Annotated in this window: 13 protein-coding genes; 5 read left to right on the forward strand and 8 right to left on the reverse strand. The window is 74.7% G+C overall.

The window, feature by feature from the left end; translation table 11 throughout:
* Positions 1 to 92 precede the first annotated feature (92 nt).
* The gene (locus OG711_RS00670) at positions 93 to 1097 is read right to left on the reverse strand and encodes a translation initiation factor 2 (RefSeq protein WP_329558017.1); all 1005 of its coding nucleotides are present in this window, start codon (positions 1095 to 1097) and stop codon (positions 93 to 95) included.
* Positions 1098 to 1174: 77 nt separating this feature from the next.
* Here OG711_RS00670 and OG711_RS00675 point away from each other — a divergent pair, with 77 nt between their 5' ends.
* Positions 1175 to 5707: a peptidase C14 caspase catalytic subunit p20 gene (locus tag OG711_RS00675; protein ID WP_329558018.1), complete on the forward strand. Its 4533-nt coding sequence runs from the start codon at positions 1175 to 1177 to the stop codon at positions 5705 to 5707.
* 111 nt (positions 5708 to 5818) lie between these two features.
* Positions 5819 to 7315, forward strand: coding sequence for a lipase/acyltransferase domain-containing protein (locus OG711_RS00680; RefSeq protein WP_266504103.1), 1497 nt, complete (start codon positions 5819 to 5821; stop codon positions 7313 to 7315).
* A gap of 114 nt (positions 7316 to 7429) precedes the next feature.
* Here OG711_RS00680 and OG711_RS00685 read toward each other — a convergent pair whose 3' ends face one another.
* The 5 genes from OG711_RS00685 to OG711_RS00705 all read right to left on the reverse strand — a co-directional run bounded on the left by OG711_RS00685 (position 7430) and on the right by OG711_RS00705 (position 13225).
* Positions 7430 to 9418 carry a hypothetical protein gene (locus OG711_RS00685; protein WP_329558019.1) on the reverse strand — a complete coding sequence of 663 codons (1989 nt, stop codon included), beginning with the start codon at positions 9416 to 9418 and terminating at the stop codon, positions 7430 to 7432.
* A gap of 174 nt (positions 9419 to 9592) precedes the next feature.
* The gene (locus OG711_RS00690; RefSeq protein WP_329558020.1) at positions 9593 to 10192 is read right to left on the reverse strand and encodes a L,D-transpeptidase family protein; all 600 of its coding nucleotides are present in this window, start codon (positions 10190 to 10192) and stop codon (positions 9593 to 9595) included.
* A 190-nt stretch (positions 10193 to 10382) separates the two neighbouring features.
* Entirely contained in the window at positions 10383 to 11006 is a 624-nt protein-coding gene (locus OG711_RS00695) for a TetR/AcrR family transcriptional regulator (RefSeq protein WP_073792583.1), read from the reverse strand.
* Positions 11003 to 12100, reverse strand: coding sequence for a saccharopine dehydrogenase family protein (locus OG711_RS00700; protein ID WP_329558021.1), 1098 nt, complete (start codon positions 12098 to 12100; stop codon positions 11003 to 11005). Before OG711_RS00700 ends, OG711_RS00695 begins: the two co-directional genes overlap by 4 nt.
* Before the next feature lie 153 nt (positions 12101 to 12253).
* Positions 12254 to 13225, reverse strand: a complete 972-nt coding sequence (locus OG711_RS00705; RefSeq protein WP_329558022.1) for an AfsA-related hotdog domain-containing protein — start codon at positions 13223 to 13225, stop codon at positions 12254 to 12256.
* 357 nt (positions 13226 to 13582) lie between these two features.
* Between OG711_RS00705 and OG711_RS00710 the strand changes: the two genes are divergently transcribed.
* Both OG711_RS00710 and OG711_RS00715 read left to right on the forward strand, forming a co-directional pair.
* On the forward strand, positions 13583 to 15166 hold the full coding sequence (locus OG711_RS00710) for an AMP-binding protein (RefSeq protein ID WP_329558023.1): 1584 nt from the start codon (positions 13583 to 13585) through the stop codon (positions 15164 to 15166).
* A complete protein-coding gene (locus OG711_RS00715) occupies positions 15163 to 16059 on the forward strand; it encodes a class I SAM-dependent methyltransferase (RefSeq protein ID WP_329558024.1) in 897 nt (298 codons plus the stop codon). Before OG711_RS00710 ends, OG711_RS00715 begins: the two co-directional genes overlap by 4 nt.
* 120 nt (positions 16060 to 16179) lie before the next feature.
* Here the strand turns inward: OG711_RS00715 and OG711_RS00720 are convergent, their stop codons facing one another.
* A complete protein-coding gene (locus OG711_RS00720; RefSeq protein WP_266504117.1) occupies positions 16180 to 16413 on the reverse strand; it encodes a hypothetical protein in 234 nt (77 codons plus the stop codon).
* A 179-nt stretch (positions 16414 to 16592) separates the two neighbouring features.
* Positions 16593 to 17054, reverse strand: coding sequence for a helix-turn-helix domain-containing protein (locus OG711_RS00725; protein WP_329558025.1), 462 nt, complete (start codon positions 17052 to 17054; stop codon positions 16593 to 16595).
* Positions 17055 to 17109: 55 nt separating this feature from the next.
* Here OG711_RS00725 and OG711_RS00730 point away from each other — a divergent pair, with 55 nt between their 5' ends.
* Positions 17110 to 17412 carry a hypothetical protein gene (locus OG711_RS00730; protein ID WP_329558026.1) on the forward strand — a complete coding sequence of 101 codons (303 nt, stop codon included), beginning with the start codon at positions 17110 to 17112 and terminating at the stop codon, positions 17410 to 17412.
* Positions 17413 to 17417 lie beyond the last annotated feature (5 nt).

Consider the following 17417-nt stretch of genomic DNA (forward strand, 5'->3'; position numbering starts at 1 on the left):
CCGCCGGGTCGCCTGAGTACCGCTACTCACTTCGGTACGGGTGCGACCGGGGAGGTACGGACGGGGTCGGCGAGGTAGGGACGGGGCCCAGGTCAGCTCGTCGCCGCCGCCTCATGGCGCCGGGCGACACGGCGTTCGGCCGCCTCGACGTCCAGGCGGCCCGCCGGGTCGCCGCCCCGGGCCTGTACCGCGGAGCGGACGAGCGCCAGATAGAACAGGGCCGGGGCGCACGGCGTCCAGGACTCCTCGGGGTGGTCGAGGAGGAACGAGAGGACCGAGTCCGGGTCGTCGGGGACGAACGCGAAGTCGTCGTGCTCCCACTTGTCCTCGACACCGCGGGACCACCGGGCGCGCAGCGCCCCCTCGTCCAGGTCGCCGAGGACGGCGCCGAAGAACGCCGCCCACTGGTTGTTGCGCAGGTCCAGGCCGAAGCCGAGCAGTTCGAGGTCGACCCGGTCGGATTCCTGGACGGCCAGTTCCTCGCGCAGCGCGCGGCGGGCGACGGCGTGCAGGCTGATGTGTCCGTCCGGGGCGATGTCGTGGTTGGCGGCCATGCCCTCGTTGGCGGAGGAGTTCCAGCGGGACCGGTTGGGGCCCACGACCCGTGCGCTGCGGTGTGAGAAGAGCATCTTGCGGTCGGGGCCGGTACGCACCGCCACGTTCACCCCGAAGCTGCAGAACATGTAGGGCGGCGCGTCCACGGGGTCCTGGCTCTCCAGGTACTGCTCGCGCAGGGTGAGTCCGTTGCGCTGGACGCGGTCGAGGTTGATGGAGGTGGTGAGGAAGTCGTAGTAGTCGGCGTCGCGCAGGGTGAGGGTGGCGACCGGCGCCTCCTCGGAGTCGGTGCGGGTGATGACCAGCCGGTCGACGGCGAAACGGGGGTTGTTCCAGCGGTGCGGGCGGCCCGCCGCCTCCTCGCGCCGCTCGTGGTCCTCGATGGCCTGCCGCCATCCCGCGATCTCCTCGGGGAACCCGACCCGTTCGGGGATGTACTGGACGCGTACGTCCTCCTCGGCGATCGGCCTGGTGCCGTCCCCTTCGAAGACATGGCAGTCGGTCTGGCGTCCGAGCAGTGTGAACCGGTCCCGCTGAGCCATCGAAATCCCCTCGTCCGCCCGTCAGTTGGTGAGAGTATGACGCGACTTCGGATGACGGGTCGACGGGGGTGGGGCCGGTGTCGGGGGACACGGGAAGAGGAACGCACCGCGGCGCGGGGCTGGTCGCGACGGTCGCCGTCGCGGAGTACGCGGAGCCCGCGCGGCCGGGGGGCCGTACGGTGCTGTCCCATGTGGAGGGTGTCCGCGAGCGGTTCGCGGACCTCGCGCGGGACCGGCTGGGGTTCGGCCGGCGGATGCGGCTCGACGGCACGGGGACGACCCGGGAGGCGCTGTGGGCGGGGCTCGACGCGTTCCGCGCGGACGGGGCGCGGCGCAAGATCCTCTACTGGACGGGGCACGGGGTGGACCGGGGCGACTCGGGCTACTACCTGGCGTGCCGTGACACCTGGGCGTCCGGGGCGTTCGACGCGGAGCACGCGGTCCCGGTCACGGAGCTGGTGGACCGGCTCCTGGACGCGGCGGAGGAGGCCGACACCCTGCTGGTCGTCGACGCGTGTTCGGCGCACGGGCATCTGCCGCGGGCCCTGGAGGCGGCGCTGAGCAAGGAGCGGTCGCGGGTGCGCCGGGCCCACCGCGAGCGGACCCGGGGGTTCGTGGTGGTGGGGACGTCCGGGGTGGGGCGGGTCGTGCCCGAGGGGCGCTGGGTGGAGTGGCTGGAGCAGGTTCTCGGCGACCCGGGGCTGCGGATGCGCGACGAGGCCCGGCCGCTGGACCCGTCCGCGCTGTATCTGCCGGTGGAGTACCTGCTGGAGGGGCTCGACGCGACGGCCGCCGCGTCGGGGCTGGACGAGCCGGAGGAACGTCCGGGCAGTGTCGAGGTCCGTTCGCTGCCGAACAGTTTTCTGCGCAATCCGTACTACGCCGAGGCGGGCGAGGTACGCGGTACGGCGCTGCTGACGGCCGACGACCCGTACCCCTGGCTGAGGGCGGAGCACTTCGGGCTGGAGGACGGCGGGGAGCTGGAGCGGTCGTTCACCGGGCGGCACGGGCCGCTGAGCCGGGTGGTGCGCTGGCTGGAGACATGCCGTCAGGGGCTGCTCGCGGTGACGGGACCGGCGGGGTGCGGGAAGACGGCGTTGCTGGGACGGCTCGCGCTGATGTCGGTACCGAGGAAGTGCGACCGGCTCGATCCGCCGCCGCCCTGGCAGATCCGGCCCCGGCCGGGGAGCGTCCACGCCCTGATGTCGTGCCGGGGGCAGTCGCTGAGCACCCTGACCCGGGCCGTGTGGAAGGTCCTGGGCGCGTTCGACGGGATGCCCCGGGTGCCCGCCGGGGCCGTCACCTGCGAGCAGTTGCTGTCCGCCACGGCGGTACTGGTGGGCCGGGCCGGGGCGCTGAATCTCGTCTTCGACGCGCTGGACGAGGCCCTGCCCGAGCAGAGCCATGAGATCGCGCGCCATCTGCTGAACCCGCTGGCACGGACGGCGGGGGTCAAGGTCGTCGTGGGGACCCGTCCCCAGCCGCGTCAGCAGAGCGCGTACCGGGAGCCGGACGAGAGCCTGCTGGAGACCCTGGACCGCACCGCGCACCCACTGGTGCTGGACGAGGACGAGGGCACCGAGCGGGACATCGCCGACATGGTCGAGGCGGTGCTGGCGCGGCCCGGTTCGCCGTACGCGGCGCCGGGCGCTCAGGCCGAGCGGGCCGCCGCCGCGGTCCGGGTGGCGGAGGAGAGCGGACGGCTGTTCCTGATCGCGCGGCTGTTCGCCGCCGAGCTGGCGCGCCGCGCGGAGCGGGTCCCGGAGGACCGGCTGGCGGCGCACATCCGCGCGGGCGGGGCGGGGCTGCGGGACCGGCTGGCCCAGGAGGTCGCCCAGTTGGGCGCGCGGGGTGTGGTGCGGGTCGCGGAGTTCGTCCGGCCGCTGGCACTCGTGCAGGGCCGGGGGCTGTCGCTGTCCGGGAAGCCGGACCGGGAGCTGTGGCTGCGGGCGGCGAACGCGCTGCGGGACGACGGTACCCCCGAACTGGCTCCGGACGAGCTGCGGTCGGCGGTGACGGCGGCGACGGGTTCGCTGGTGAGCGTGCAGCCGGAGCCCGAGGGTGAGCCCTCGTACGCGCTGGCGCATCCCGGGTACGGCACCTATCTGCTGGAGAGCGCGGGCATCGGCGCCGACGACGGGCATCGGCGGATCGTGCGTGCCCTGCGGGCCGGGGAGCGGGGGCGGTGGGCCGACTGCCATCCCTACACACGTCGTCATCTGGGGGCGCACGCGGCGCAGGCGGGCCAGGGGCTGCTGGAGGGGCTGTTCGACGATCCGGAGTTCCTGGTGCACACCGACCCGGATGTGCTGCTGCCGCTGACCACGGGGCTGCTGCGGGTGTGCGAGGGCGCGGCGCTGTACGCGCGGGTCGCGGACGTGTTCCGGTTCCGGGACGGGGTCCGGGAGCGGCGGGCGCTGCTGCTGGCGACCGCGTTCGTCAGTCACCGTGACACCTTGTACCCCCGGTTGCTCGGGGTGCCCGGTTTCGCCGCGCTGCCGTGGCGGGAGGTGTGGAGCGACGCGCCGCCGGAGGGCATCGAGGTGCGCTGGCCCGCTCCGCTGGGCGGCGCCCGCGCGCTGAGCTGGACGGCGGCGGGCCGGGGCCGGTCCGTGTCGGTCGGAGGTCAGGGCGAGATCGTGGTGCAGGACGCGGACACGGGCAAGCGGCTGCTGACGCGCCGTACCGGTGACGGCCCGGGACCCGGCGGCCGGCGTAAGGCGCTGACGGAGGTCCGGGAACTGGGCGAGGGCGCGCACCGGGTGACCGCCGCGCGGGACAGCCGGGCGGTGTACTTCTGGGTGGGGGCGGAGCGGCTGCCCTCGCAGGTCTACCGGTGGGGCGGCGCCCCGCACGGGCTCGCTCTGGAACGCTGCGGCGGCGCCGATGTCGCGGTCGTCGCCGACGGCCGTCTCACCTGGTCGTGGTGCTGGCCGTACCGGGGCCGTCCGGCGGACGGGTCCCTGGCCGAGGTGAGCCCCGCTCCCGCGGGGCGGATCGCGCTGTGCCGGCTGGGCGGGCGCGGTTTCCTGCTGCTGGCGGACCGGAGGACGACGCTGCGGGAGCTGCTGCCCCGGGCGCGGGGCGACGGCCCGCTGCTCGGACGCGCCTGGCCGCTGGCCGACGGCGGCCGGCCGGTGTACGCGGCGGCGGCCCTGACGGACCCGGAGACCGAGGGCGCCGACGGTACCGAGAAAGGCGGCGCGGTCGGTGCGGAGGGCGGGCCGGGTGCGTGGCTGGCGGCTGCGGACGGGGTGAGCGTCACGGTGTGGCGGCTGAGCCTTGCGGGTTCCGGCGACGAGGACGGGGCGCCCCACCGGGAGGCCCTGCCCCCGCTGTCGTCGAACGCGCGGGGGCTGGCGCTCGGGCGGCTCGGCGGGCGGCCCGTGATCGCGCTGCACGAGGGCGGCAGCATCCGGGTGCGGGGACTGCGCGACGACACCCTGGAGTGCGTGTTCCCGTTGCGCAGTCAGCGTGACCCCGAGGCGCTGGCCTTCGATCCGGGAGGTTCGGGCCTGGTGGCGGTCGGCGACGGGCCCGATGTACGGCTGCTGGACGTGGCGTCGGCGGTACGGGCCGGGAGCCGGGGGCGCCGGCGTGACCATCATGAGCGGCCCGTCCCGGCGCTGGCCGCCGGCCCCCGCCCGGACTCGCCCCTGCTGCTGTGCCGGGCATGGGGACGTGAGGTGGTCGTGGGGACCGTCGGGGGCCGGACGCAGCCGGTGGAGCCGGTGACGTTGCGGCACGACGAGCCGGTGACCGCGGTCAGGGCGGTGTGGGACGGCACGCGTTGGGCGGTGGCGGTGGCCGCCGGACGGCAGGTGCGGTTGTGGCGCCTGTCCCCGGACCTGACGGAATGCCACGGGACGGCGCCGGCCGGGCTGGGCGGCGATCCCCGGTCCAGGGTGCCCTCGCTGGGGCTCACCGCGGACGGCGCGGGGCTGTCGTTGTTCGCCCCGGCGGGCGGGACGATCCTCTGCCGGCGGATGTCCACCGCGGCCGGGGCACCGGACGGGTGGGGTCCGGAGCGGACGGTCCGCGCGGGGCTGCTGGTGTGCGGGCTGACCGCGCGGACCCTGGGCGACGGAGGGACCTGGGTCGCGGCGGACATCGGTGAACGGCTGGTCCTGTGGCGGGCCACGGCGGACGGGCTCGTCCGGGCCGGGACGACAGGTCTGCTGCGGCCGACGGCACCCGTGGTCCTCGGGGAGCACACCGAAGACGGGGAGTCGGTGCCGCTGCTCGCGTGGGCGGAGGAGGGGACCGTGAAGGTCACCGAGTGGGCGGGAGGCCGCTGGCGCACCGAGTCCGTGTCCGTGGGCACGGCCCGGGTCTCGGCGCTGGCGTTCACGGGGTCCGGGCGCAGGCCGCTGCTGCTCGTCGCGGGCGGCGCGCGTCCGCTGGCCGTCTGGGACGTCCGGCGGGGCGACTGGGTGCCGGAAGCGGCCGTGCCCTACCGGGGTTTTGATGTGACGGCCGTCGAGTCGGTGCCCGACGGCGAGGAAGCCGTGATGGTGGCGCTCCAGTCGTCACAGCGGTGCGATGTGCTGCGGCTGCGGACCGGTGGTGCGCCGTCGGTGCCCACCCGTCGGCGCACCCCACGGCTGTGAGCCGGACGGTGTACGTTGCGGCACCCCGGAAGGCTTCCGGAGCCCGAACATCCCGGCAGGCTCCCGGAGCCCGAACCCGAACTCGGACCCGAACCCACAGGAGATCCCGTCTTGCGGCACGACCTCGTCGTCCTCGTCCCCGGCATCCTCGGCAGCCGTCTCACCCGTGACGGGACGGATGTCTGGCACCAGTCGCTCGGCACCGCGCTGCACATGGCACGGCGACTGGCGGCGCACCCGGGCAGACCCGGGTCGGCGTTCGACCGGCTGGCGCTGCCCCCGGGAATCGGTGACGGGAGACCCGAGGCACCGTGGGCGGTGCGGGCGGACGGGCTGCTGAAGGCGCCGTCCGCGCTTCCGGGTCTGCTGGCGTCGCTCGGGTATCCGGACATCAGGACGCTGGTCGACGGACTGCACGAGGAGCAGTGCCTGACGTTCACCTACGACTGGCGGCTGTCGAACCGGCTGACGGCCGCCGATCTGCGGACCGCGGTCGAGCGGTCGCTGTCCCGCTGGCGGGAGCGGGTGGCGGAGGTGTATCCGGACGCGCGGGACGAGCCGAGGGTGGTGCTGGTGTGCCATTCCATGGGCGGTCTGGTCGCCCGGTACTACCTGGAGTGCCTGGGCGGGCGGGACACGGCCCGTTCGCTGGTCACCCTCGGTACACCGCACCGGGGCGCGGCGAAGGCCGTCCGGTTCCTGACCCGCAACGGGGTGGGCCCGGGTGACGACCAGCGGCTGCTGGGACGCGCCGCGCTGTCGCTGGCGGGCCGCTGGCTCAACCCCGCGCTCGCCGAACTGGCCGGGAGCTTCCCGTCCGTGGCGCAGCTCCTGCCGGTGTACCGGGCGGTGATGGTGCCCGGCTCGACCCGTACCCGTCATCTGGACGATCCCGGGATCAGCGTCCCCGACCTGCCGTCGGAGCTGGTGAAGGACGCGTTCGCGTTCCACGCCGAGTTCGAGGACGCGCTGGAGCGCAACCGGCGCCGGGACGGGACGGCCGCCCTTCCGTACAAGGTCCACTGTCTGGGCGGCCGGGCCCATCCGACGGTCCACGGGGTGCTGCTGGCTCCGGACGGGCTGCGGTTCCCGCACGCGCTGGACGACAGTGACGACTGGACGGGCGACGGGACGGTGCCGGAGGAGTCCGCGTTCGCCGGGTGGGCGCTGGACGAGATGAGCGACGCGATCTGGAGCGGTGACCGGCATGTGGACCTGACGGGGGTGGACGGTGCGCGCCACCAGCTCACGGCGGTCGTCCGGGGTCGCGGGGTGCGGGACACGCTCGCCGGGGACGAGGAGTTCGGGGTACTGGCTCCCGAGCTGGCGGTGGCCGGGGAGCCGTTCGACGTCCTGGTGACGGGCGCGGCGGTGGACCGCCCCCTGTCCGTGGCCCTGTGTCCGGCGACCGGTTCCCCGGCCGCGCCGGTGGGGGAACCGGTCGCGATGACGCCGTCCGGTGACGGCTCCCTGCGGGCCGCGCTCACCGCGGGCCCGGGTACCTGGGTGCTGCGGCTGGAGGCCGGGCGGCCGTACGCGGTGCATCACGAGGTGGTGACGGTGCTGGAGGCGCCCGCCGGGTTCCCGGGCCCGGTACCGACCGCCTGACGCCACCGGGCCCGGGCCAAGGACCCACGTCCCCCCAGCCACCAGCCACGGTCAGCGGTCAGCGGTCAGCGGTCAGCGGTCAGCGGTCAGCGGTCAGCGGTCAGCGGTCAGCGGTCAGTTCAGCATGAGGACGGCGACGCCCCAGAGCACCGCCGCCGTGACGACCAGCGGGCCCAGCGGCATGCCCTGTTCCGCCGGGTCGGCGTCGCGGGCGGGCCGGAGTTCGGGGTGGTGGCGCAGCACCCGCAGGGTGTCCACGGCGCGGGTCGCCGCGGCCGTGCCGCCGCGCATCTGCTGGACGGCCGCGGCGCCGGTCGGGGACAGCTCCACGTCCCGTCCGCCGGTCAGGCTGAACCTGATGCTGTCCGAGCCTTGGTGGACACCGGCGATCTCGTCCCAGCGCAAGCGGCGTACGCGCCACGCCCCGGCGATCCAGACCCCGTCGCGGTCGGCGGTGACCCGCCAGTTGAGGGCGGTGGACACCGAGTGGACGAGCCAGGGCAGCCCGATCACCAGCAGCAACGACTGCCAGGAGAAGCCGTCTTCGAGGATGGCCCAGGTGCCGCCGCCCTGCACGAGGAGCAGCAGCAGTCCGACGATCCGGGAGCCCCGGTCGGCGGACCAGACGAGGGGGTCGGTGGTGCGGGTCATGCCCCGGGCCGTCTCCGCGATCGAGCGGGTGCGCCGGGGGCCCCGGGTGGGCTCGGGGCCCCCGGCGCCACCCAGGTCGCCCAGGTCGCCCGGATCTCCCGGATCTCCCGGGCGGGTGCCGGCCCGCCAGGTGGTCCGGGGGAAGAGTCCCACGCCCACGGGCTTCACGGGGGTGACGCTGCGCTCCGCCTCCAGTTCGTCTCCGTCGTCCGCCATGGCGAGGAAGGCGATCTCGCCGCCGGCGCGGGGGGAGCCGTACAGGACGGCCTCGCGCAGCGGGGGTTCGGTGTCCTGGCAGGCGGCGACGGCTTCGGCGATCTCCTGTTCCCAGCGCACGGCCTCCATGTCGTCGGCCGCCGGGCCGGGCCGTTCGCCGCCCGCCATGTCCTCGGGGTACGCGTCGATGGGGTCATCGGGGTCGTCGACGGCGTACAGCGAGTGGAAGCTGAGGACGGGGCGCCGGGCGGTGAGGTCGTCGGCGGCGTAGACCCAGGTGCGTCCGTCGTCCTCGCCCTCGCGTACGAGGACCTTCAGGACCGGGAGCGGGGTCGTGTCGAGGCGGCGCTGACGGCGTTGTCCGGTGAGTCCGTTGGCGAGGAAGGCGAGGCCGGGCACGGCGGTGCCGAGCAACAGCAGTTGCCAGCCGACGATGTCGTACGGCTCGGCGACCAGGCGTGTCCAGCCGCCGTCCACGACGAGGACGACGGTGCTGCCGACGGGGTGGTCCTCGGGGAAGAGGACGGTGAGGCGGCGGGTGCTGTCGTCGGGCAGGGTCACCTTCATCGTGGCGCCGTCGTCGTCGCCGTCCACCTCGGTGACCTGGGCGGTGGTGCGGGTGCCCCGCTCGGCGCGGTCCTCGTACCCGGTGACGACCGACTGTCCCCGCCAGAGGGCGAAGAGGGAGACCGCGAGCAGCAGGGAGGCCATGACGAACGAGACCCGGCCGCGCCGGAAGCCGCGTACCTCGGCGGGCAGCCGGTGGCGCTCGGGTCCGGCGGCGGCCTCGGCGAGGGAGCGCTGGCGGCGCCGGGCGGCGACGCGGTGGGCGAGGGTGAGCAGCGCGAAGGCGAGGGCGCCGAGCATGGCGACGTCCTGGGGGCCCGTGACCAGACCGGTGGGTCCGGCGTCGAGCAGCGCGCCGCCCGCGGTCACGGCGAGACCGGCCAGGGCGAGACGCGGTTGCCGCCATGTCCAGTACAGGGTCAGTACGGCGACGAGCGACAGGGCCACGTACTGCCAGTCGGCGTCGCACGGCTGGGCCACGGTGCAGATGTCGTCCGGGGCGGCGGCGATCGACCACACGGCGGCGGCGGAGAGTGCGGCCACCGCCCACAGCGGATGGGTCCACCGGGCGGGGGCGGCGGCCGCCCAGCGGGCGGTGTCGGTGCCGCGCCAGTCACGGGTGCCGGGTGGTATGTGCTCGGCCGGCAGCGGAAGGGGAAGTTCGCTCACGTCCGTATTATCGTGCGACCGGCTCGCGGGCTGTCCGCGGGTCCGGCCTGCGAGGGCGATCATGGCCGCGAGGGCTCAGAGGCGGTGTGCGGCGTGGCGCGGCCCGCCGGGGCCGGGTGAGGGCTCCGGCGGGCCGCTGTCGGAAACCGCCGCGGTGTCACGCCACCCGGGTGGCTAGCTGGTGACGACCAGGCCCTTGACCCGGGACCAGCCGAGGGAGTCCGCCTTGGCGAACAGTGCCTTGATGTTCTTCGGGTTGAGCTTGATGCAGCCGTTGGAGTAGTAGTCGTTCGGGTTGGTGTCGGTCCACTTCTCGGACTCGATCCGGCCCTGGCCGCCGTTGGGCTTCATCTCGCTGTGGATGAACAGCTCCGTGCGCTTGGTGCCGTTGTGGCAGCGCTTGTCGGTGACCTTGATGACATAGCCGTTGATGAGGCCGTCGAAGTCGGTCCGGCGGAACTCGATGCGGTACTTGCCGTTGGGCAGCCAGCCCTTGCCGACCGCGCACGTGTTGGTCGAGGTGCCGGAGCCCGCCTTGTAGGACTTGATGACCCGGTCCGGACCGCTGACGCTCCGCATCAGCGACAGCCGGGAGTTGGTGACCGTGCCCTTGTCGAACTTGAGGTAGTAGCTCGGTGCCGCGGCGGACTGCTGTTCGGCCGGTGCGGCGGCGGGCTGGGCGCCCGCCTGACCGGCGGCGGTGACGGAGAACGCCACTCCGAGTGCCGCGACGGCGGCGACGGTGTTCCTCTTGGTCCTCGACTTGATCGTCATGTTCCTCGATCCCCCTGGATTCGGTGGTCCGTTGCGGAGCCGGATGCCCCCCGGTGGTGCTGCTCCGGGGCGACACGTCGACCATGCCGGGGCGGACTGGGAGGAAACCTTGGGGAAACCTTGGACGGGTCCGGGCGGGCCGCCGGGCGGGGGTGCGTGCGGCGGGCGGGAGTGCGTACGGCGGGCGGTGTCAGTCGGCCGGTGCGGTGAGCAGGGCGACGGCGGTGGCGAGGAGCCGGGCGTCGCTCTCCGGCGAGCGCCGGGAGGTGATGCCCGAGCGGAACAGGGACGCCCCCTCGATCAGCATGATGAACACCTCTGCGCGGGCCCGGCGGTCCGCGTCGGGCAGGGCGGGGCGGTGCCGCCGGATGTGCTCGGTGAGCCGCTCCCGGTAGTCGTGGTAGAAGGCCCGGACGGCGGTGGCGACCGTCTCGTCGAGCGCGGCGAGCGCCCACAGTTCGGTGAACAGTCGGACGAGGGCCGGGTCGTCCTGGTCTGCCAGCAGGGCGCGGACCAGTCCGGTGGCGTCAAGGGTCTCGGGGGCCGCCGCGAGCAGGGGGTCCAGCCGCTCCAGCGAGCGGCGCAGCACCCGGTCGAGGAGCGCGGCGACGAGGTCGGGGCGGGTCGGGAAGTAGTACTGGAGGTGGCCGAGCCGTACCCCGGCGGCCGTGGCGACGGCCCGCATGGAGAGTTCCGGGTATCCGGAGGCGAGCAGGACCGTCTCGGCGGCGTCCAGGAGCTCACCGCGCTTGCGTTCGCCCTTGCCGGTTCCGGCGGGGCCCGCCGGGGGCCGGGCGGGCGGCGGGCCCGTCATGCCGCGCGCTCCGCGGTCCGGTCCCGCGCGGTGTCGAGGGTGACACCCTGGGCGGCGAGAGCGGCGGCGACGCCGTCCGGGAGCGGGGTCTGTTCGGGCAGGACGACACCGGTGGGGGTGGGGGCTCCGTCCGCTCCGAGGACCCGGTGCAGCCCGAGGAGGCCGCCGACGGCGGTGAGGTGCGCCTGGCCGGCCGGGTCGGTGAGGGTCGCGGTGCGGGTGCGGCCGCCATGGGTGACGTCGACACGTACGAGCGCGGTGCCACCGTCGCCGGGCGCGTAGAGCAGGGAGCGGCGGGCGGAGGTGAAGCGGTCACCGCGGCCCCAGCGGAAGAAGCCGATCCGTTTCGCGGCGAGCAGCGCGGTGGTGGAGGCGGCGGAGTCGAAGCCGATCCTGGTGACGGCGGTGGTGGTGCCGAGCGTCAGCGGGAGGGTGAACTGCTCGGGGGTGTCGATCCGGGCGACCCGGGTGGGGAAGGCGCCGATCCGGACGCGGCGGGCGTCCCCGAGCGGTGCGACGCTGCGCCGCCGGCCGTCCTCGACGATCTCGTAGTCCAGGCCGAGCCGGTCCATGAACTCGACCGAGTCGGTGCCCGCCCGGTCGTTCAGGTCCCAGCGGATCGCCACGTCCACGGTGTCGGCGCCGCCGAGTTCATGGGCGAGGGCGGCCACCGCGAGGCTGATCACCCCGCCCATCCAGGCGGACGAGAGCAGGACCGGGGCGGTCGGCCGGCGCAGGGCCGCGACGGTGACCGCGCGCTGCACGCGGGCGGTCCAGCGGGTGAGGTCCACATAGGGCACCCCGCCGTCGAGCGCCGCGCGCAGTACCCGGTCGTCGGGGTCGTTGACGACGCTGACGACCGCGCGGACGGCCGACGCGAAGGGTTCGGGGTCCGCGAGGTCCCAGCGGACGGTGGTCGCGCCGGTCTCGCGGGCCAGGTCGGCGCCGCGCGCCACGGTCCGTCCGGCGAGCAGGAGGGGCCAGTGCGGTGCGGCCATCCGGGTGAGTTCCGCCCCGACGGTGCCGTATCCGCCGACGAGCAGGACGGGGCCGTCGGGGTCATGGGTGAGCTGGTCGTGTGGTGCGTGGTTCATGGAATCCACTATAGGTCATGCGACCTATAACTTTAGGTCGCATGACCTAATCAATGTGAGGGAGACGGCTCGGGAGCCGCAGCGGGGGTGCGTCGACGGGAGGCGCCGGGGCGGGCGCCTCCCGGCCTGCCCGCCCCGGCGCGGGTCACCGCTTCACACGCCCACAGTCACCAACTGGGCACGGGCCACGGTCATCCCGCCCTGGACGGCCTCGAAACGCAGCTCGCCCGGGCGGGTCCCGGTGGACCCGAGCGACAGCCGTACCGGCAGGTCGGTCTCGCAGAACCGGGTCGGCCGGAGATCGATCTCCCGCACCTCGACGCGCCCCCCGTGGCGCGCGTGGACGAGCTGGAGCGCCGCGTCCGCCAGCGCGAGCGCGGGGAGGTGGTCGTAAGCGGGGTCGTGGACCACCGGGTGGGCCGCGGGGACCCGCAGCAGCGCACGCGTCCCGTCGGGCGTGTGCCGCACCCCGGCCACGAACACGTTCTCCGGCCGCCGCCGTCCGACCTCCCCCGGGGTCGCGCTCCCGGCCGGGCCGTCGTCCGGCCGCTCGGCACGCAGCGCCGCGATCCGCAGCCGCCGCTCCTCGGCACGCAGCGCGGCGAGTCGACGGCTGTCGAGGATGGTGGCCCGCCCTTCGCAGCTCCCGGCCGAAGGGGCGCCGGGCGACCCCGTGGAGTGCGTCGCCGCGAAGGACCAGAAGGTGTCCCGGAGCCGTGCACGCCTCATCACATATCCCCCCGGCCCACCGGGCTCCCCGGGGCGGGGCGCCGGGACGACGGACGGCGCCGGACGGATCAGCCGGGCCCGCGCGATGGCGACGCACATCCCGGCGCGCCGGTCGCCCACCGCTTCGAAGGCCAGGAACGCCGCCGCGCGCCCCATTTCCAGGATCGTGCGCAGATCCACTCCGTCCTGACCCTCCGGCCGGTCACCGAAGTAGGGGTGACCGGCGGTGGGACGCGGTACGGCGGTGATCCGCTCTCCGTCGAAGGCCGCGGAGGCGAACAGGACGTTCTCCGGCCGCTCCCGGTCGACGAGACGCGGGGGCACCGTGTCGTACCGGCAGGGGTGACCCGGCGCGGGGGCGCCGAGCAGGGAGGTCTGGTCACAAGACGTGGTCATGTGTGGGCAAACGAGCAAACCTTCCTTCACGTAGCGCCTGTTCGGGGAACACTTCCGTCGCGTCAACACGGCGCCGCCGCACGGCGCGCGGGGATTCCCGGCGAGGCCGGGCGCGGGGGACCCGGCCGGGGCCCGCGCGTCATCCGTTCGGCTGACCCCGCACCCCGTGCGCGGCGCGACCCCGCCTTTTGACTGAATGTCGCCGGCTGACTACGTTGTGTCCGCCCGGTGGGGTGTGCCCGCCTTGAGGCGGGTTCCTCCGCCGCCCGGACCCGCTCTCCCCCATGCCCGCGCGACACCGCGCCCCGGGTGCCCCGCCCTGTCGGCCGGTCCCCGGCCCGCCCCCGGAAGGGACCCATGCCCGACCAGCACCGCTTCGTGGAGAACACTCTCGCCGTACTCGCCGCACGTCCGGACGCCGAGGCCGTGGTGCAGGGGCCGCGCCGGATCACCGCGGGCGAGTTCCGTGCCCTCGTCCTGCGGACGGCGCGGGCGCTGCGGCGCCGCGGGCTGCGCCGGGGGGACGGGGTGGCGCTGCTCGGCCGGAACTCGCCCGAGGTGATCGCCGTCCGGTACGCGGCCCATCTGCTCGGCTGCCGGGTCGGGCATCTGTCCACCGGACTGACGGCGAAGGCGCTGGCCGCGGGGGTCGAGGACATCGGCGCCCGGGTCCTGATCGCCGACCCCGCGTCGGCCGGCCTCGTCGCGGCCGCACCGGACCTGGCCGCCGTCCCCGATGTCCTGGCACTCGGGCCCGGGGGGCACGGTGACGACCTGCTCGCGCTCGCGGCCCGGGAGTCCGCCGACCCGGTGGAGTCCCCCACCGCGCCGGACGACCCCTGCGCGATCCATCACACGGGCGGCACCACGGGCCCGCCGAAGGGCATCTGCCGTACATACGGGCAGATCGGCGGGATCATCGCGGCGCCGCTGCCGCCCACGCTGGCGGAAGTGCCGGACGGGGAGCGGCTGTTGGTGTGCACCACGCTGACGATGTTCGGCGGGTTCCTCGCGGACCGGGTCCTGGCGCGGGGCGGCACGGTCGTCCTCCAGGACGGCTTCGACGCCGCCGCCGTACTGGACGCCGTCGAGAGGGAACGCGTCACCCGGCTGTTCCTGCCCCCGCCGCTGCTCTACGCGCTGATCGACCATCCCGCGGTCGGCGACCACGACCTCTCCGGTCTGCGCGTCCTGCTGTACGGAGCCTCCCCCGCCTCCCCCGCCCGTCTCGCCGACGCGCTGCGCACGCTCGGTCCGGTCCTCGTCCAGCACTACGGGCAGAACGAGGCGGGCAGCATCAGTCTGCTGGCCGCCGCCGACCACGACCCGGCCCGGCCCGAGCTGCTGCGCTCGGTCGGCAGACCACTGCCCGGTGTGTCGGTGGAGATCCGCGATCCGGCGGGCCGCGTCCTGCCGACCGGCCGGGTCGGGGAGATCTGGGTGCGCTCCCCCGGCCTGATGAGCGGCTACTGGAAGCGGCCCGACCTGACGGCCGAGGCCCTGCGCGACGGCTGGCTGCGCACCGGGGACCTCGGACGGTTCGGCCCCACGGGCCTGCTGACGCTCACCGACCGGATCAAGGACGTCATCGTGGTGGACACCGTGAACGTGTACACCACCGAGATCGAGCACACGCTCGACGCCCACCCCGAGGTACTGCACAGCGCGGTGTACGGGGTGCCGGACGCCGACGGGGTCGAGGAGGTCCACGCGACGGTCGTCAGGGCGCCCGGTGCGGCCGTCGACGCGGAGGCGCTGCGCGCCTGGGCGCGGCGGGAACAGAGTTCCGTGTACCGGCTCGCGAGGGTCGCCTTCACCGACCGGCTGCCGCTCACCGAGGGCGGCAAACCCGACAAGCGACTGCTGCGCCGGCTGACGGGCACCCCGGCCGGTTCCCTTCCGGGCACCCCGGCCACCTCTCTTCCTGGAGACCGGACATGACCGACGCACTGACCGCGGTCGAGCGGACCTCGCTGCTCACCGCGGCCACCCGGGGCCGTGAGCACGCACGGCCCGACCGGCTCTACAGCGACCCCTACGCGGCCCGGCTCGCGGGCGACGCGGGCCTCGCGCTGCTCACCGAGGCGGCCCGGATCATCCGGCCGGACGGACGGGTCCGGGCGATGGTCAGCACCCCCGACTTCGGGGTCATCCGCACCCGGCTGTTCGACGACTTCCTGCGTGCGGGCACCACGTCCGGCCGCGCCTCGCAGATCGTGCTCGCCGCCTCCGGGATGGACACCCGGGTGTACCGGCTGCCCTGGCCGCCGGGTACGCGGCTCTTCGAGATCGACCGGCCCCCGGTGCTCGCCCACAAGGCGGAGCGGCTGCGCGAGGTCGCGCCGCGCGCCGATCACCGGACGGTCCCCGCCGATCTGGTCACCGACGACTGGGAGCCCGCGCTGCTGGCCGCGGGCTACGATCCGGCGCGGCCCTCGCTGTGGGTCCTCGAAGGGCTGCTGCACTATCTGCCCCCGGCCGAGGTGCACCGACTGCTCGACCGGGTGGCCGCGATGACGGCGCCCGGCAGCGGTATCGCCGCGGATGTCGCCGGGGCCCGCGCCCTCACCTGTGAGTCGATGCGTCCCTTGTGGGAGCTGTTCGCCCGCTGGGGCAGCCCGTTCCGCTTCGGGGACGACCACCCCGTGGAACTGTTCGCCCGGCACGGCTTCAGCGTCGGCGCCACCGAGCCGGGCGCCGGTGACACCGCGGCGTACGGCCGCTGGCCCGACCCGGTCCCCGAGCCCTCGCGCACCGACGTGGCGCGCGGCTTCTACGTCCGAGGGACACGGAACGGGCCGCAGGACGACTCCCGCGACGGTCTGCCGGGCTGAGCGGCTCGCCGACCCCCCGTGCCCGGCGAGCCGTCCGCTCATGGTTCCGTCCGGCCCGGAGGCCGGGGGCCGTCCGGCCCGGCGCGTCCGACAGCGGCGGCCGGGCCGGACGGCGGGCGGTCAGATGCGGACCGACAGCAGCCAGGCGTCGTTCCTGCCCTGGAACGATTCACACTTGTAGATCAGGCCCCACAGGGGGTAGCCCGCCTGGCCCGCCGTGTGGCACGCGGCCGAGGTCGGGTAGACGCTGTGGGGGCGGAAGTACGGGTCCGCACTGGCGGCGGGCGCGGATGCCATGAGGAGCCCGGCGGTGGCGACAGTGGCTCCGGCGAGGACACCGAGACGTTTCAGCATGAACGCAACTCCCTTGTGGTACGAGCGATATGACGTGCCATCAGTGGTCACACGGGGCGCGTCCGCCCCTGACGACCCCCTGTGACCAGGCAGAAACGTAACGGCACCGCAGATGGCCGCACAAGAGGTCTGGACCAGCAGGGAGTTCGGTCCCGGAATGCCGACCGGGGCGGCGGATGTCAGTCGTTCGCGAAGCCCGCCCCGGAGGTTTCGGCGGCCTTGACGAGGGGCAATGCGCGCAGGGCCAGGGGCCAGCCGGGACGAGCGGCGGCGGACTCCGGTGGGACGCCCGTGAGTTCGCAGATCCGGGCGATGCGGTTGAGGACGGTGCTGCGGTGGCAGTAGAGCGCCTCGGCGGCCCGGGCCGCCGGGCAGCCGTTGTCGAGCCACACCCGCAGGGTGCCGAGCAGCACCTCGCGTTCCGCCCCGGTGGCCGGCACCGGGCCCAGATGCACGGCGACGATCCGTTCGGCGGTGTCCGGACGGCCGACGCGCAGGATCCCGGTGAGCCGGTCGTCGAACGCGGCGGCCTCACCGCGTCCGGCGGGCAGGGTCCGCAGGGGCTGTTCCGCGAGCCGCAGCGCAAGGCCCGCCCGGTCGAGCCGGTCGAACTCCGGCGAGAGTCCGGCCGTCGCGCCCATATCGTGGCGCAGCAGGTCCAGCAGCGGGCCGCTTCCCTCGCGCGGCAGCCGGACGATGCCCGCGAAGTGGCCGGCCCAGCCAGAACGACCACATGCCCCGGGCTTCGAGGACCGGTCCCGGATTCGGCGGGGCCGCCGGGTCCTGGGCGACGACGACCACCGCGTACCGGTCCTGGAGCGGCACGCCGAGCGCGGCCGACGCGGCGACCGCCACGGCCGGGTCGTCCGCCGCACGGCCGTCGAGGAGCGCGTCGAACAGGGCGACCCGCCGGGTGTCCTGACGGCTTTCCGGCTCCACCACCCGCGCCCGTCCTCGCGGTACGGCGGTGTCCGGCCTCGCGGTACGTCCCATGACTGACCACG

The organism is Streptomyces uncialis, assembly GCF_036250755.1.
Lineage (GTDB): Bacteria > Actinomycetota > Actinomycetes > Streptomycetales > Streptomycetaceae > Streptomyces > Streptomyces uncialis.

Excerpts from the sequence above, each read along its gene's own strand:
- OG711_RS00670 (WP_329558017.1), bottom strand. The coding sequence starts at position 1,097 with ATGGCTCAGCGGGACCGGTTCACACTGCTCGGACGCCAGACCGACTGC.
- OG711_RS00690 (WP_329558020.1), bottom strand. The coding sequence starts at position 10,192 with ATGACGATCAAGTCGAGGACCAAGAGGAACACCGTCGCCGCCGTCGCG.
- OG711_RS00695 (WP_073792583.1), bottom strand. The coding sequence starts at position 11,006 with ATGACGGGCCCGCCGCCCGCCCGGCCCCCGGCGGGCCCCGCCGGAACC.
- OG711_RS00700 (WP_329558021.1), bottom strand. The coding sequence starts at position 12,100 with ATGAACCACGCACCACACGACCAGCTCACCCATGACCCCGACGGCCCC.
- OG711_RS00705 (WP_329558022.1), bottom strand. The coding sequence starts at position 13,225 with ATGACCACGTCTTGTGACCAGACCTCCCTGCTCGGCGCCCCCGCGCCG.
- OG711_RS00710 (WP_329558023.1), top strand. The coding sequence starts at position 13,583 with ATGCCCGACCAGCACCGCTTCGTGGAGAACACTCTCGCCGTACTCGCC.
- OG711_RS00715 (WP_329558024.1), top strand. The coding sequence starts at position 15,163 with ATGACCGACGCACTGACCGCGGTCGAGCGGACCTCGCTGCTCACCGCG.
- OG711_RS00720 (WP_266504117.1), bottom strand. The coding sequence starts at position 16,413 with ATGCTGAAACGTCTCGGTGTCCTCGCCGGAGCCACTGTCGCCACCGCC.
- OG711_RS00725 (WP_329558025.1), bottom strand. The coding sequence starts at position 17,054 with ATGGGCGCGACGGCCGGACTCTCGCCGGAGTTCGACCGGCTCGACCGG.
- OG711_RS00730 (WP_329558026.1), top strand. The coding sequence starts at position 17,110 with ATGCCCGCGAAGTGGCCGGCCCAGCCAGAACGACCACATGCCCCGGGC.